This is a genomic window from Butyricimonas sp. BSD2780061689_150309_C8 (assembly GCF_015560935.1).
In the GTDB taxonomy this organism is placed as follows: domain Bacteria; phylum Bacteroidota; class Bacteroidia; order Bacteroidales; family Marinifilaceae; genus Butyricimonas; species Butyricimonas paravirosa.
Window position 1 is genome coordinate 1 of sequence record NZ_JADMSV010000015.1, and the last position, 16,129, is coordinate 16,129.

Here is a 16,129-nt window from a genome sequence, read left to right on the forward strand (position 1 = left end):
CAGGTGTAAAGCCGGTGACGGCAAAGCCGAGTGGTACTAATCACCCGAAAGTTGACGTTCGGTGGGTGAGATGATTCAGTTAACGTTCCAGGCGATTGTCAATCAAGGTGATTGACGGTCAATAGAAAGCATGAGATGAAGAAACTTTAAAGATATTGTCACGTTGGCAAGAGTGCCACGAGAAGTGACGAAAGTTGGAAAAACAGCGAGGTAAGGAAATCATATTTTTCCATTCTCCATTTTCAATTTTCAATTGCATTAAAAGGTGTCTATAGCGACGGTGATCCACCTCTTCCCATCCCGAACAGAGAAGTTAAGCCCGTTAGCGCCGATGGTACTGCCCCCGGGTGGGAGAGTAGGTCGATGCCGAATTTAGAAGAGAGGGCGAGTTCAAGTGACTCGCCCTTTTTTATTTTCTTTCATTTTCAATTCTTCATTTTCAATTTTCAATTGTTTTACCTACCTTAGCGTTCTGAATCAATTTATGTGGAAATGGCATTATTCGGTCTATTTAATAAAAAGAAAAAGGAAAGCCTTGATAAAGGTTTAGAAAAGACGAAAGAAAGTGTATTCAAGAAACTCTCTCGGGCAATTGTTGGTAAATCCAAGGTTGATGACGAGGTTCTGGATAACTTGGAAGAAGTGTTGATTTCTTCGGATGTGGGAGTTGATACAACTCTTCGTATCATTGAACGAATCGAAGAAAGAGTACAGCGGGATAAATATGTGGGTACGGATGAATTAAACCGGGTATTGAAAGAAGAAATTGTTGACTTGTTGAAAGAGAATAATTCAACGGATTACGATGCTTTGAGTTTACCGGAAGGACATGGCCCTTATGTGATCATGGTAGTCGGTGTGAATGGAGTGGGTAAGACAACGACAATTGGTAAATTGGCTCACAAATTTAAAGATGCTGGAAAATCTGTTGTTTTAGGGGCTGCAGATACCTTTAGAGCTGCCGCGGTAGATCAGTTGGTAATCTGGGCGGAACGAGTAGGAGTACCGATCGTAAAACAGGGTATGGGGGCAGATCCGGCTTCTGTGGCTTTTGATACGCTGAGTAAAGCGAAAGCGGAGAATGCAGATGTGGTGCTTATTGACACGGCGGGACGTTTACACAATAAGATAAATTTGATGAACGAATTGACGAAAATCAAGAAGGTCATGCAAAAAGTGATTCCGGATGCCCCACATGAAATTTTGTTAGTACTTGACGGTTCTACCGGGCAAAATGCTTACGAACAAGCAAAACAATTTACCTTGGCCACGGAAGTAAATGCTTTGGCGATTACAAAACTGGACGGAACGGCAAAAGGTGGCGTTGTAATTGGTATCTCTGATCAATTCAAAATTCCCGTGAAATACATTGGTATCGGTGAAAAAATTGATGATTTGCAAGTATTCAATCGTGAAGAGTTTGTAGACTCTTTATTTAATTAATAGAACATAATTTTTGAGAGCGGTTATTATGGCAAACAAGGTCATGATAACCGTTTTTTAATGTTTAGTTATGAAGAAAAGAATTCTGTTTATATGTCTCGGTAATATATGCCGCTCCCCGAGTGCCGAGGCAATTATGAAATATTACGTGAAAGATCGGGGATTGGAGGAACAATATTATATTGATTCTGCCGGGATTAGTGGTTATCATTCCGGTGATCCGGCGGATCGTCGGATGCAAAGTCACGCAATAAGAAGAGGATATGATCTGACCAGTTTATCCCGAAAATTTTATCCGGATGCAGATTTTTCTGATTTTGACATGATTATCGGTATGGATGACCAGAATATCCGTGATCTGCAAAGAATGGCTACATCCGAGGAAGAAAAGAATAAAATATTCAAGATGACTGATTTCTGCCAGCGTTTTTCCTACCGGGATAGCGTTCCCGATCCTTATTATGGCGGGGATTCCGGGTTCGAATTAGTGTTGGACTTACTGGAAGATGCTGTTGAAGGTCTGTTGGATCAGCTAGAAAATAAATAAAGCTCATAGGAAAATTCCTTATGAGCTTTATTGGAAAGTTTTGACTATTTATTTCAGGCTAGCCAAACATTCATTTACATTGTTTTCGATGCGGGCAAGAATGTTCGTGCTGTCGGCTTTTTCGAACTTCGTTCCCGTGATATGTTCGTATAATTCGATATAACGATTTGTGATGTTGGCTACCACTTCCGGAGTCATTTCTGGAACGGTTTGTCCGGCTTTCCCTTGGAAGTTATTTTCCATTAGCCATTCGCGAACGAATTCTTTGGATAGTTGACGCTGTCTTTCTCCTTTTGCTAGGCGTTCTTCGTAACCGTCGGCATAGAAATAACGGGAAGAATCCGGGGTGTGGATTTCATCGATCAAATAGATCTTTCCATCTTTTTTACCGAATTCGTATTTCGTGTCTACTAGAATTAATCCCATTTTGGCTGCAATCTCTGTTCCTCTTTGGAATAGGGCAAGAGTGTATTTTTCGATGGCCTCGTAATCTTCTTTACTAACCAGTCCGGACGAGATGATTTCTTCTTTAGAGATATTTTCATCGTGTCCTTCCATAGCTTTAGTGGTAGGAGTTACAAGAGGTGTCGGGAATTTCTGGTTTTCAACCATTCCTTCCGGTAAAGGTAAGCCGCAAAGGGTTCTCTTTCCTGATTTGTATTCTCTCCATGCACTTCCGGCCAAGTAACCGCGAATAACCATTTCTACTTTGAACGGTTCGCACCTGTGACCAACAGTCACCATCGGATCGGGTGTTGCTATTTTCCAGTTCGGAACGATATCTGACGTCGCATCCAGAAATTTAGCGGCAATTTGATTCAATATTTGTCCTTTGTAAGGTATTCCTTTCGGGAGTACCACGTCGAAAGCGGAAATTCTGTCGGATACCAACATAACGAGGTATTCGTCATTGATGTTATACACGTCACGTACTTTACCGATGTATTCATCTTTCTGTCCCGGGAATTTGAAATTTGTTTTTACAATCGCTTCCATGTTATTTGCTTTAAAGATCCGTTATTTAGTTTTTTCTTCGTTGTTGTAAGCGTTAACAATCTCTTTCACCAGCCTGTGGCGAACGATGTCACTGTTGTCGAATTCGACGAATGCAATACCTTTTATATGGTGCAGTAATTTGAAGGCATGAATTAATCCTGAATCACTTTGTTTTGGGAGGTCTATCTGGCTCATATCCCCGGTGATCACGAATTTAGCGTTGACACCCATACGGGTTAGGAACATTTTTAACTGATTTTTTGTCGTGTTCTGTGCTTCATCGAGAATCACGAATGCATCATTGAGTGTACGTCCCCTCATGTATGCTAAAGGGGCAATCTGAATGATTTCCGTTTCGAGATATTCGCTTAATTTTTTCGAGGGAATCATGTCAGAAAGAGCATCGTACAAGGGTTGCAAATAGGGATCAACTTTCTCTTTCATGTCCCCGGGTAGGAATCCAAGACTTTCACCTGCCTCTACTGCCGGACGGCTGAGAATGATCCGTTTGACCTCTTTATTGCGTAATGCTTTTACCGCAAGAGCGATTGCCGTGTAGGTTTTACCGGAGCCGGCCGAACCCGTGGCAAAAAGCAAGTCGTTTGTTTTGGCCAGATCAACGAGTTTACGTTGATTTGTCGTTCTGGCTCGTATAATTTTCCCGTTATTCCCGAAAACAATAATTGAGGCCGGGTCCTCGGGGTCTTCCACGATCTCGTCTTCCAGAATAATTCTTTTCAGATTGGCGATCGTGAGCATGTTATATTTATTGTAATGTTCCAAAAGGGCATTAATTTTGGCAACAAGGACATCAATGTCGCTTTCTTCTCCCTGAATAATGATTTCATCGCCCCTGGCGGTGATCTTCAATTTCGGGAAAAATTCTTTTAAAGTAATGAATTTTGCGTTGTTAATGCCGTAAAAGTCAATAGGATCAATGTTTCCAATACTTATTCTTCTCTCTATCATGAAACTTAAAATAAAAGCCTTATTTTTGCAGGTGCAAAGTAGGGAAAACAATTGAAAATTGAAAGTTGGAAATTGAAAATTTTTCACGAGAGTAGAGTTTGTTATGGAGAAAGATTTTACGAAACAGAAAGAAGCTTTTGCCGAGCTGTTGGATATAATGGAAACCTTGAGGGAAAAGTGTCCTTGGGATCATAAACAGACGATGGAGTCTTTGCGGACGTTATCGGTAGAGGAGGTTTATGAGCTGGGAGATGCAATTCTGAAGAATGATATGCAGGAGGTGAAAAAGGAGTTGGGAGATTTGCTTATGCATATCGTGTTTTATGCTTTGATCGGGAAGGAACAGGAGCAATTTGACATGACGGATGTTTTGAACGAGATCTGTGCCAAATTGCGCTATCGTCACCCGCATATTTACGGGGAGGTGAAGGTCGAGGATGAGAATGACGTGTTGCGTAACTGGGAACAATTGAAGTTGAAAGAGAAGGGACGTCATAATAAAGTTTTGGAAGGTGTCCCGGATGCTCTTCCGGCTTTAGTGAAAGCATACCGGATTCAAGATAAGGTGAGGGGAGTCGGGTTCGACTGGAAACAGAAAGAGGACGTGTGGCAAAAAGTACGGGAGGAGTTGGGTGAATTGGAAGTCGAGGTTACCCGGAAGGATCAGGAGCGGATGGAAGAAGAATTCGGTGATTTCATGTTTGCCATGATTAACGCGGCGCGACTATACGGTATAAATCCGGAAGATGCTTTGGAGAAATCCAACAAGAAATTTATTCGTCGTTTTTCGTACGTGGAAAAGAAAGCTCACGAAACGGAGCGCAACCTTTCGGATATGACCTTGGAGGAAATGGACGAGTATTGGAACGAGGCAAAAGCGATGGAAAAAGCTTGAGAAGATTCCGTGATAGTCGATTTGATAACTGGAAGATTCTATAATCACTTAATTGGAAATCACTAAATCACAAAATTAATCGGATTTAAAATTAGCAAGGTGGATTTAACAGGTAAATGGAAATATAAAGAGGATTATGGCTACGGGGTAGCCGAGGGCGAGTTATTCCTGAAACAAGAGGGGTATGATTTGTCCGGGCGGATTATTTTTACGGATAAGCTTGAGGGAGAGGAAGGATATATGTTGCAGGAATTTTTAGTGGGGAGGCTTGAAGAACATAAGGTAAAATTGGATGCCGAAGAGTTTGATATTATTCATTCCGAACACGAGATCGAGTACGAGTTGGATAGTTGGTTTGGTATCTTGGTTGATGCCGATACGATCGTTGGGGTGAGTAAGGATGGACAGGGAATCGAGGGAAAATTCACATTCACGAGAGAAAAGAATTAAATGTTAAAAAATAGATAAATTTGAAAAGCTGACTTTTGTCAGCTTTTTTTTGTCTCGGATCGGTTATATTGCAAAAGAATCTAATAACCTAACTAATAAAACAATAACTTATGTCGAAGATTAATTCGCATCCGATTCTGGATGTTCCGAAACGAGATAAAGTGGTGTTCACTTTTAACGGTAAGAAAATCGAAGGAGAAAAGGGTTTTACCATTGCGGCAGCCTTGCATCAGGCCGGGTACCCCGTGCATAGTCACAGTCTGGATGGCCGGGGACGTTCCCTAGCCTGTGGCATCGGGAAATGTGGGGCTTGTGAGATGTTGGTGGATGGTAAAGTCCGGCGTATTTGCGTGACAAAAGTGGATGGTGTGAAAGAGGTACGGGAGTTCGCCCAAGGGGAAATGGCCGAACAACATGCCGAACACCGGATTGATACACGGAAAGTACTTCGTACCACGGTGGTGATCGTGGGGGCAGGACCAGCCGGATTAGCCGTGCGGGAGGAATTTGAAAAGTATGGTATAGATAATATCGTGATTGATAATAACGATAAGATTGGCGGTCAGTTTAATATGCAAACCCACCAGTTCTTCTTTTTCGAGAAAGAAAAGCGTTTCGGGGGTATGCGTGGATTTGATATTGCCAAAACATTGGCGGGGGAGAATATGGAAGGTATTTACCTGAACTCTACGGTTTGGGATATATTGGAGGGAAAACGGGTGGCCGTGAAGAACTTGGAAACGGATACCGTGTTTTTCGTGGATGCCGATTATCTGGTCGTGGCCACGGGGGCTGTTCCGTTTATGCCGGCTTTCGAGAATGATGATTTACCCGGGGTATATACGGCGGCTGTCGTCCAGAAAATGATGAACAACGAACTTACGCTGTTGGGGAAAAATGTACTGACCGTGGGAGCCGGGAATATAGGTTACCTGACTTCTTACCAGTTGATGCAAGCGGGGGCCCACGTGAAGGCGATTATTGAAGGGATGCCCAAAGAAGGTGGTTTCCCCGTGCAAGCAAACCGGGTGCGCCGTTTGGCGATACCGATCATGACGTCTCACGTACTATTGAAAGCGATCCCGAATGCTGATCACACGGGAATCACGGGGGCTGTTATTGCTGAATGTGAGAATTTCAAACCGATTCCGGGTACGGAAAGAATATTGAATGGCATAGATGTCATAAATATATGTACGGGGTTGATACCGGACAATCAATTGTTGATGAAAGGAAAGGCCGTCTTTGGAGAGCATTGTTATGCCGCGGGAGATGCCGTGAGGATTGGAGAAGGGACGAGTGCCGTATTGCGGGGGAAGCAAACGGCAATTGAGATATTGATGGACTTGGGGGCTAGGGTGAGTTATGATGATTATTTGGTGGTTTCCAAAGAGTATATTGATTCACAACAACATCCGGTTCGGATTCTGGAAACTCCCTGTTTGCCGGAGGCGGAACGTATGCACAAACGGGGATTCGTGCAAATGGATTGTTTGTATGGTTTTGCGTGTAATCCTTGTTCTTTTGCCTGTCCTCACGGGGCGATAACGAAAAGTTCGACTTCTACCGTACCTCACGTAGATTACGATAAATGTATCGGGTGTATGGAGTGTGTCTATCAATGTCCGGGATTGGCCATTTTCGGTTATGATTTACGAAAAGATAACTTGTTTCTGCCGATAGAATACGAAGTAAAGGAGAAAGAAGTAGTTTACCTGGTAAATAATTATGGTGAAAGATTGGGAGAGGGGATTATCGAGAAAGTTCTGCATAAGCCGAATAAAACGAATATAGCCCGGGTGAAAGCCTTGGATGTTCACGGGGAAGATTTGGTGAAGGTAAGAGGTTTCGTGGTGAAGGAGAATTACCCGCAACCGCTGGATTTGGAACCGTTGTTGAAGGATCAACCGGGAGCCACGTTTATTTGCCATTGTGATGATGTTACTTTGGACGATGTTTTGAAAGTCGTGGGTGATCGTACCTTTATTTCGATAGACGAGATAAAACATACCACTCGCTTGGGAATGGGGCCTTGCCGGGGAAAACGTTGTATTCCTCGGTTGAAAACAGCTTTACGGGCGAAAGGGATCGAGATCGTGGGTGATGCTACACCGAGAGCGCCTCTGTCTAACCAGTTGAATCTAGGTGAATTGTACCCGCCAAAACGAGGTGACGAGCATCGTGTGGCTAATCGATCGGATTTCAAGAAGATAGAGGTCGGGGCGTTGATTGCCGGAGGTGGTATTGCCGGAAGTGCGTTGTTCCGCTATATGGCAGATTCCGGCTTGAATCCCGTGCTGGTGAATGCGGATAGAGGTTCTTCCTGGAGAAATATCGGGGGAGGGCGTACGGCATTCTCTTTACCGGAGCTGGCCGAGATCGCGGAGCATAATCATGCTATATTTAAAGAGTTACAGAAAATATCGAATATTGATTACAAGACGACGCGCTATATTAATTTGGCTCATGATGAATCCACGTTCAATGCCTTGGATGCGAGTCGTGCATGGTCGGATGCCTATATGGTTGACCCGAAGAATTTTCAGAAAGAGATTTCTCCTTATTTCAGCACGAAATCCAAGCGTTACTTGGGGGCTTTGATTACCAATGATTGCTGGCAGGCGACACCCGGTAAAGTGGTCGATTTGATTCGTAACATGGGTATTTCGGCCGGGGGGCGGATCGTGGAAGATTGCAAGGTGTTGGAAGTGATGAAAGAGGGATCAACATACAGTATTTTAGTGTTGACTCATGATAAGAAATACGTGGAATTCCGCACGGAGATATTCGTGAATGCCTTGGGAGCCGGGGCTGGAAAGATTTGCGAGGGATTGGGGATTCACGCGGGATTGTACCCGGTACGCCATCAGGCATTTATCACTCGTCGTTTACCCATGCTAGGGAAGAATGGGGATAGTCTGGATATGCTGATCGATCGGCAGGAATATAAAGGATTCTCCGCTGTCTATGGGCAACAATTAGTCCACACGGGGCAAATTATCGGTTGTGCATCCCCGCGGGTGGATGCGTTGCGGACGGATAAAAATCTGATCTTGAACACGAAGGAGTTTATGGAGATTATTAGTGAATTCTTCGTGGATTGGATGCCGGAACTGGCTGGCGTGAGTATACAGGCCACGTGGTCCGGGTATTACACGGAACCTCGCTATATCGTTGATCCCGAATTAGGTCTGTTTGTCGGTATGCGGGGGCATGGTTTCATGTTATCGCAATACTTGGCTAAGATGTATGTTGATAAATTAATGGGCCGTCCGGTACCGGAGTATTTCGATCAATTGAAGTTGAACGGACCGGGATTGTCGGAAAAAGCCTTTAAGTGATTTCGAGATTTACGATTAAATGATTTTGTGATTTCCACCTTCCTGCATTCTTGTAGGGGGTGGGAATGATTTAATCACCGAATCATAAATCATAAATCACTTAATTTCTCTATCTTTGTCACAAAATTACAGAATATGATAAAGTTAGGAGAATATAATATATTGAAGGTCGTTAAGATCGTGGATTTTGGTGTTTATTTGGATGGAGGGGAATATTGGGGAGAGATTTTACTACCGAAAGAAACGGCTCCGGCTGAATGTAAGGAAGGCGATGAATTAAAAGTTTTCATTTATTTTGATTCGGAAGACCGGGTGATTGCCACGATGACAACACCTAAAGCCGTCGTGGGTGATTTTGCCTTGATGAAGGTGGTGGGTACGAGTCGAGTGGGGGCTTTTCTAGACTGGGGATTACGTAAGGATTTGCTGGTTCCTTTTCGGGAACAGCGGGAAGAAATGATTGTGGGGCGTGAGTACTTGGTTTATGTTTACGTGGATAAAACGACGGATCGTATTGTTGCTTCCACGAGGTTAAGTCGTTTCTTGGATAAGACTCCGGCAGAGTATGAATTGGGGCAGGAAGTAGAGTTAATCGTTGCTCGTCGTACGGATTTAGGGTATAATGTCATTGTAAATAATAGTCATGAAGCGATTATCTATCGTAACGAGATATTCCAACCTATAACCATTGGGCAGCACCTGACCGGTTATATTAAGACTATCCGGGAAGACGGAAAAATCGATTGTATCCTGCAAAAAAATGATGGTCATGAACAAATTGACCGTTTGGCAGCCTTGATACTGAAAAAGCTGGAAGAGAATGGAGGTTCCTTAGCTGTATCGGATAAGAGCGATCCGGACGAGATATATCGCCTTTTCGGTTGTAGCAAAAAGAACTACAAAAAGACGGTTGGCGGTTTATTCAAACAGCATAAGGTTATTATCGGGGAGAAGGAGCTGAAGTTGAAAATGGAGAATTAAAAGTTGAAAATAAAAAATGAACTCCCTCCCCCTTCGGGTGCTCCCTCTATAAACAGAGGGAGAGTTGAATTACTTTTCGACTTTGGGAAGAGTTACCAGCTCCTCCTCTGTTTATAGAGGAGGTGGCAGCGAAGCTGACGGAGGAGTTTAATTTAAAATCTGAATGAATACATGTCTAAAGTTCGGGCATATATCACGAGTTTTCGGTTAAGAACATTACCTTTATCCTTATCGGGAGTATTACTGGGTTCTTTGTTGGCAGCAAGCGATGGGTATTTTAAAACGACGACCTTCGTGTGGGCCATGCTCACCACGGTTGCCTTGCAAATATTGTCTAATCTGGCGAATGAGGTGGGGGATTTAACCAAGGGAACGGATAATGAACATCGTTTAGGGCCTATTCGGAGCGCTCAAAGTGGAGCTTTGAGTATGCGGGAAATGGTACAGGCCATGATTGTTTTCGGAGTAATAGCGATCATCACCGGAAGTCTATTAATCTATGAGGCATTCCGGGATTTGTTGAATTGGAAAAGTATTTCTCTGTTTATTGCCGGGGGTGCATCTATCGTGGCCGCCGTGAAATACACGGTCGGGAAGAGTGCTTATGGTTACCGGGGACTGGGGGATCTTTTCGTGTTTATTTTTTTCGGGTTAGTGAGCGTGATGGGAAGTTATTTCGCCATGTCCGGTGTTTTGCCTTGGATATGTGTGTTACCGGCCGCGGCCATCGGTTTTCTCTCTTCCGGTGTCTTAAACATGAATAATATCCGCGACATCGAGAATGACTCGGTTTGTGGCAAGCGTACCATCCCGGTTATCTTGGGAATACGGGGAGCAAAGATATATCATTTCGTGATCACGCTATTGGCTGTGATTTGTCTCGTGTTGTATTCCGAGCTGCATCCTGCCGGATGGACGGGCTATCTCTTTTTGTTAACGCTACCGTTGCTGGCAATGCATCTGAAGTCTGTCTATCGGGGAGAGGGAAGAGCCTTGGATTCTCAATTGAAATTTCTTTCGATAACGACGTTGTTGATAGCGCTTTTATTAGGTTTTGGTCAATTACTGAGTTGTTAGATTATGGTATTAAAAAAGGTCTGTAATATTTGCAGACCTTTTTTAATACTGGTATTTTCCGTTTAGAAAGGAAGATCGTCGGCTTCCGGCATGGGAGGAATGTCTTCCACCTTGTATTCCGGTACCGGGGCGCCCATCATCGGGGCTTCCGCTTGAACTTTCTCAATTCTCCAACCTTCGAGGTTCGTGAAATAAGAAACCTGTCCGTTGTTCTCCCATTTGCGGCCACGCAAATTGAAATACACTTTAATATTCTCGTTCAATTGAATAGTCTCTAATAGATCACACCGGTCTTGGATCAATTGAACTTTTACGAAGTCGTTCCACTGTGGATTCTTCTCGTTTTCAACTTCTATCACGAATTCTCTCTTCTGGAAACGATCACTGATTTTTTGTGTAGCTTCTTTGTAAATTAATTTTCCGGTAACTTCGTAATTCATTGTTTTTCTGATTAGAAACAAGCCCAAGAGTCCTTGGGCTTGCTAGCTGTTTAAATATCAAATAATAAATTATTTTTGAGCGTTCGGGTCAACGATGTCGATTAATTCAACTTCGAAAATCAACGTTTCGTTCGGTCCGATAGCACCTCTGGCTCCTTGAGGTCCGTATGCCAAGTTTGACGGGATGTAAAGCGTCCATTTAGAACCAACAGGCATTAATTGTAATGCTTCCGTCCAACCTTTGATCACCCGGTTTACAGGAAATTCGGTAGGCTCGCCTCTCTTGTATGAAGAGTCGAACTCGGTTCCGTCAATCAAAGTTCCTTTGTAGTGAACTCTAACAACACTGGTATCTGCCGGGATAGCTCCGGTTCCTTCTTTTTCAATTTTGTATTGAAGTCCGCTTTCGGTAGTTTTGATACCATCTTTCTTAGCGTTTGCTGCCAAGAATTCTTCTCCGGCTTTCAATGCTTTTTCAGCTTTAGCCATCATGGCTTTTTGAGTATATTTCTGTAAAAACATATTCATTTGCATCATGTCGGCAGGAGCATCTTTTTTCTGTAAGGCACTGTTCATTCCGGCGATGATAGCGTCCATGTTGATGTCTTCAATACCGTTTCCAGTGATGTTAGAACCGTACATGTAACCAATATAGAAACTTGCTGTATCGGCCTCGTTTTTCAGCGATACATTCGTTTTTGTAGAAGTGTTGCAGCAGCTAGATAAACCGATTGCAGCAACAGATAAACCTAAAATTAGATTTTTTGCGTTCATAGTTTTTCGTAAATTAAATTATACTATATCTAATAATTCGATATCAAAAATCAAGGTCTCGTTCGGTCCGATAGCCTGTCCTGCACCGTGAGGGCCGTAAGCTAGATCAGAAGGAATGTATAGTTGCCATTTTGAACCCACGGGCATTAATTGAAGAGCCTCAACCCAACCGGCAATAACTCCGTTAACCGGGAATTCAGCAGGTTCGCCACGGCGGATGGAAGAGTCGAACACGGCACCATTAATCAGGCGTCCTTCATAGTGACATTTTACAGTATCGCTACTTTTCGGAATAGCCCCGTTTCCGGTGGAAATTACTTTATATTGTAATCCGCTTTCCAGGGTAACCACGCCTTCTTTGCTCTTGTTATCGTTTAAAAATTGTTCTCCGGCTTCCTTGGCAGCTTTACCTCTTTCATTTTGCAGTTTGTTAAAATAGTCCTGCAAAATCTGGTTAGCCTCTTCCGGTTTGATTTCCGGCATCTGGCCTGCATAGACTGTTCTGATAGCGTCAACAAAAGCTTCTGTATTAATGGTGTTCACACCTGAAGAAAGGAGATTACTTGCAATACTTAGACCGAAACAATAACTCACTTTGTCTAACTCTTCTGTATATTTCATTGAAAGGTTTAATTAATAAATAAATATTTTGTTCATTAAGATGCAAATGTAAGAACATTGTGCGAAAACACAAACAGGTTTTCGTGTTTTATTCGCGATACGAGAAAATCGTGCCGGAAGGTTCATTTTATTCATTCATTAGCATTCCGTCATTTAATTTTATTTGTCTGTCTGACATACGGGCTAGTTCCGTGTCATGCGTGACGATTACGAATGTTTGTCCAAGTTCTTTCCGTAAAGTGAAGAATAACTGGTGTAATTCATTTTTGGTACGGGTGTCCAGGTTACCGGAGGGTTCATCGGCCAGCACGACCCGTGGATGATTGACGAGAGCCCTTGCCACGGAAACTCGTTGTTGTTCCCCGCCGGATAGTTGATTGGGTTTGTGGCTCACCCGGTCTGCCAGACCGAGAAGGGTTAGTAGTTCCATTGCCCGCAGCTCCGCTTCTTTTTTTCCGGTTCCTTTGATCCATGCTGGGATGCAAACATTTTCCAAAGCCGTGAATTCCGGCAATAAGTGATGGAATTGGAATACAAACCCGATATTGTTATTTCGGAATTCCGATAGTTTGTTGGAGGATAACCGGGCAATGTTCACGGAATCATACAATAGTTCACCCTCGTCCGGGGTATCGAGTGTTCCCAAAATATGCAATAACGTACTTTTCCCGGCACCACTAGCCCCGACGATCGTTACGATCTCTTTTTCTTTTATCGTGAGATCAATTCCTTTCAGCACTTTTAGTTCGCCGTAACTTTTGATTATATTTTTAATTTCTATCACCTGACTAATTTCTTGATTTATGATTTCCGATTTAGTGATTCCAACCCGCTAACCAACATTTGTTATTTTGATGGTAAAGATAATAATTTTCAATTTCGAGTAATCCTGTTGATTATTTTTATTTTCGATGATAGATGTAAGTGCTTGTTGAGTATTATCTTTAAATTGACGATAGAAGATTTTCTTTTGCACTGGGGTTATGCTGGAAAATAAGACCGACGGTCGGGCAATGATCCAGTTCTTTACAATCGCCACAGGTATTGAATCCTTTTGCTTGAACACATTTCCGAATTTCACAATAATTGCTGCAATAGGCGAATTTAGAGCCATCGATACGGCAACCCGTGCAATTAATAGTTTCCGGAGTGATCTCCGACGTGTTGTTCATGACACTCCATTTTTGAGCGGTTTCTTCTCTTAACTTGTCATCGTTATTGATCGTGGCGATACGGGCGTCGCAGTTTTCGCAATCTAATCCACAACAGGCGATTAATTGTTTCATAATAGGGCATGTTTGATTTAAGTTTTAGACAAAGATAAGAAATATTAGATCGCTACCTAGGATTACTTCACGTGATTCGATTAATTTATTTGATGGATAGAGATAGCGATTAAATAAAGAGTGTGTATCTTAGCAATCTAAAATCAATTACGTATGGAATATTATATAGATCCGGTCACCTTCGTGACGCAAAAGAGTGGTTTTGAGAGTAGATATATTAAAAATTTGTTGGGGTTACTGGATGAAGGGGCCACGATACCTTTCATTTCCCGTTATCGGAAAGAGATGACCGGGAGTATGGACGAGGTGCAGGTGGGACAGGTGCGAGAGATTTACGAGCAGTTCAAGGAACTGGAAAAACGGAAAAAGACGGTGTTGGAAAGTATCGAGCAGCAGGAAAAGTTGACTCCGGAATTACGGAAACAGATAGAGCATTGTACTGATTTACGAGAACTGGAAGATATTTACCTGCCTTATAAACCGAAGAAACAAACACGGGCATCAAAGGCAAAAGCGAAGGGATTGGAACCTTTGGCAGCCATGTTGATGAAACAGGATAACGGGGACGTGTGGGACAAAGCGGCTCGTTTCGTGAAGAATGATGTGGAGAATGAAGAAGAGGCTTTGCAGGGTGCTAGGGATATTATTGCTGAATGGGTCAGCGAGAATGACCGGGCAAGAAACACCGTGCGTCGCTCTTTTGACCGGGTGGCCGTGGTAAAAGCGAAAGTCGTGAAGGGGAAAGAGGAAGAAGGGGAGAAGTTCACGGATTATTTCGATTATTCCGAGCCTTTGCGGAGGATTCCTTCCCACCGGATGTTAGCGATTCGTCGGGGGGAGGCTGAAGGTATTCTGAAAGTGGCGATTGAAATCCCGGAAGAGGAAACGATCGAGTCTTTGGAAAGAATATTCGTGAAAGGTCGTAACGAGAGTGCCGAGCAGGTGACCATGGCGGTGAAAGACGGGTATAAACGTTTGTTGCTTTCGTCTATCGAGACAGAGTACCTGCAAAGCGGTAAGCAGAAAGCGGATGAAGAAGCGATTAAGGTGTTTGCTGAAAATCTGCGTCAATTGCTTTTGGCACCACCTCTTGGGAATAGGCGGGTGTTGGGTATAGATCCGGGATTCCGCACGGGATGTAAGGTTGTTTGTCTGGATGAAACGGGAAATCTGGTGCATAATGAAACCATTTATCCTCATCCGCCACAAAATGAGGTGAAACAAGCGGCTAATAAGATTACCAATCTGGTCAACTCGTACCGGATCGAGGCGATTGCTATCGGTAACGGTACGGCAGGACGTGAAACCGAACGATTTATCCAGAGTTTGCGTTATGACCGGGATATACAAGTGTTTGTCGTGAGTGAAAGCGGGGCATCGATTTATTCGGCCTCTAAGATAGCTCGGGACGAGTTCCCGCAGTATGATGTAACGGTTCGCGGAGCCGTGTCGATAGGGCGTCGGTTGATGGACCCGTTGGCCGAGTTGGTAAAAATTGACCCGAAGTCTATCGGGGTGGGGCAATACCAGCATGATGTCGATCAATCCAAATTGAAAGAGAGCTTGGATCGGGTGGTCGAGTCGTGTGTGAACCGGGTTGGGGTGAACGTGAACACGGCGAGCAAGTACTTGTTGACTTACGTCTCCGGGTTGGGGCCGACTTTGGCAGAAAATGTGGTTACTTATATCAAGGAGAACGGGGCATTCCGTAGTCGCGGCGAATTGAAAAAAGTGAAACGCATGGGAGAGAAGGCATTCGAACAGTGTGCCGGATTTCTTCGTATCGAGGGGGCCGAAAATCCCTTGGATAATTCATCCGTGCATCCGGAATCATACGCAGTGGCAGAACGGATGGCAAAAGACTTGGGCATCCCGTTGAAGTCGTTGATTGGTAACGAGGAGGCTTGTAATAAGATTGAACTATCCCGTTACGTGAATGACCGGATTGGGCTACCCACGTTGAAAGACATCGTGGATGAACTCAAGAAACCGGGGCGTGACCCCCGTTCCGTGGCTAAAGTATTCAGTTTCGCTGACAACATTCATACGATCGACGATTTGGAGATCGGGATGGTTGTTCCGGGTATCGTGACTAATCTGACGAACTTCGGAGCCTTCGTGGATATTGGCGTGAAACAGGACGGGCTGGTACACATATCCGAGATTGCCGATAAATATATTTCGAACCCGGCGGATGTACTTTCTTTGAATCAGCATGTTTCAGTGAAAATCGTGCAGGTTGATAAGGTACGGAAACGTATCGGTCTTTCGATCAAGCAGGCATGATATTCGAACTTTTTTCCTTTTCC

At 43.6% G+C, this 16,129-nt stretch carries 15 protein-coding genes and 1 rRNA gene; 9 read left to right on the top strand and 7 right to left on the bottom strand.

Features of this window, described 5'->3' with window-relative positions; genetic code table 11:
- Positions 1-261 precede the first annotated feature (261 nt).
- The 3 genes from rrf to I2I33_RS12050 all read left to right on the top strand — a co-directional run bounded on the left by rrf (position 262) and on the right by I2I33_RS12050 (position 1,990).
- Positions 262-372: ribosomal RNA gene (gene rrf, locus I2I33_RS12040) — 5S ribosomal RNA — on the top strand.
- A 120-nt stretch (positions 373-492) separates the two neighbouring features.
- On the top strand, positions 493-1,443 hold the full coding sequence (gene ftsY, locus I2I33_RS12045; protein ID WP_027203074.1) for a signal recognition particle-docking protein FtsY: 951 nt from the start codon (positions 493-495) through the stop codon (positions 1,441-1,443).
- Between the two features lie 70 nt (positions 1,444-1,513).
- The gene (locus I2I33_RS12050; protein ID WP_087422090.1) at positions 1,514-1,990 is read left to right on the top strand and encodes a low molecular weight protein-tyrosine-phosphatase; all 477 of its coding nucleotides are present in this window, start codon (positions 1,514-1,516) and stop codon (positions 1,988-1,990) included.
- A gap of 48 nt (positions 1,991-2,038) precedes the next feature.
- Here I2I33_RS12050 and I2I33_RS12055 read toward each other — a convergent pair whose 3' ends face one another.
- A complete protein-coding gene (locus tag I2I33_RS12055) occupies positions 2,039-2,986 on the bottom strand; it encodes a phosphoribosylaminoimidazolesuccinocarboxamide synthase (protein WP_087422091.1) in 948 nt (315 codons plus the stop codon).
- A gap of 21 nt (positions 2,987-3,007) precedes the next feature.
- Entirely contained in the window at positions 3,008-3,955 is a 948-nt protein-coding gene (locus I2I33_RS12060) for a PhoH family protein (protein ID WP_087422244.1), read from the bottom strand.
- Positions 3,956-4,058: 103 nt separating this feature from the next.
- Between I2I33_RS12060 and mazG the strand changes: the two genes are divergently transcribed.
- The 5 genes from mazG to menA all read left to right on the top strand — a co-directional run bounded on the left by mazG (position 4,059) and on the right by menA (position 10,699).
- Positions 4,059-4,850 (top strand): nucleoside triphosphate pyrophosphohydrolase, encoded by a 792-nt coding sequence (gene mazG, locus I2I33_RS12065; RefSeq protein WP_087422092.1) that lies wholly within the window; start codon positions 4,059-4,061, stop codon positions 4,848-4,850.
- Between the two features lie 99 nt (positions 4,851-4,949).
- Positions 4,950-5,300: a hypothetical protein gene (locus I2I33_RS12070; protein ID WP_087422093.1), complete on the top strand. Its 351-nt coding sequence runs from the start codon at positions 4,950-4,952 to the stop codon at positions 5,298-5,300.
- 110 nt (positions 5,301-5,410) lie between these two features.
- The gene (locus I2I33_RS12075) at positions 5,411-8,641 is read left to right on the top strand and encodes an FAD-dependent oxidoreductase (RefSeq protein ID WP_087422094.1); all 3,231 of its coding nucleotides are present in this window, start codon (positions 5,411-5,413) and stop codon (positions 8,639-8,641) included.
- 135 nt (positions 8,642-8,776) lie between these two features.
- Positions 8,777-9,622, top strand: a complete 846-nt coding sequence (locus tag I2I33_RS12080; protein WP_087422095.1) for a S1 RNA-binding domain-containing protein — start codon at positions 8,777-8,779, stop codon at positions 9,620-9,622.
- A gap of 171 nt (positions 9,623-9,793) precedes the next feature.
- Positions 9,794-10,699, top strand: coding sequence for a 1,4-dihydroxy-2-naphthoate octaprenyltransferase (menA, locus tag I2I33_RS12085; protein ID WP_087422096.1), 906 nt, complete (start codon positions 9,794-9,796; stop codon positions 10,697-10,699).
- A 62-nt stretch (positions 10,700-10,761) separates the two neighbouring features.
- Here the strand turns inward: menA and I2I33_RS12090 are convergent, their stop codons facing one another.
- The 5 genes from I2I33_RS12090 to I2I33_RS12110 all read right to left on the bottom strand — a co-directional run bounded on the left by I2I33_RS12090 (position 10,762) and on the right by I2I33_RS12110 (position 13,820).
- Complete coding sequence (locus tag I2I33_RS12090; protein ID WP_087422097.1) at positions 10,762-11,139, bottom strand: DUF3127 domain-containing protein; 378 nt, start codon at positions 11,137-11,139, stop codon at positions 10,762-10,764.
- Positions 11,140-11,208: 69 nt separating this feature from the next.
- Complete coding sequence (locus I2I33_RS12095) at positions 11,209-11,913, bottom strand: FKBP-type peptidyl-prolyl cis-trans isomerase (RefSeq protein WP_087422098.1); 705 nt, start codon at positions 11,911-11,913, stop codon at positions 11,209-11,211.
- 18 nt (positions 11,914-11,931) lie between these two features.
- Positions 11,932-12,534, bottom strand: a complete 603-nt coding sequence (locus I2I33_RS12100) for an FKBP-type peptidyl-prolyl cis-trans isomerase (RefSeq protein ID WP_087422099.1) — start codon at positions 12,532-12,534, stop codon at positions 11,932-11,934.
- Between the two features lie 127 nt (positions 12,535-12,661).
- A complete protein-coding gene (locus tag I2I33_RS12105; protein WP_087422100.1) occupies positions 12,662-13,318 on the bottom strand; it encodes an ABC transporter ATP-binding protein in 657 nt (218 codons plus the stop codon).
- Between the two features lie 160 nt (positions 13,319-13,478).
- Positions 13,479-13,820 carry a DUF3795 domain-containing protein gene (locus tag I2I33_RS12110; RefSeq protein ID WP_087422101.1) on the bottom strand — a complete coding sequence of 114 codons (342 nt, stop codon included), beginning with the start codon at positions 13,818-13,820 and terminating at the stop codon, positions 13,479-13,481.
- A gap of 153 nt (positions 13,821-13,973) precedes the next feature.
- On the opposite strand from I2I33_RS12110, the gene I2I33_RS12115 reads away from it, so the two are divergent.
- Positions 13,974-16,106: a Tex family protein gene (locus I2I33_RS12115; protein WP_195666813.1), complete on the top strand. Its 2,133-nt coding sequence runs from the start codon at positions 13,974-13,976 to the stop codon at positions 16,104-16,106.
- Positions 16,107-16,129 lie beyond the last annotated feature (23 nt).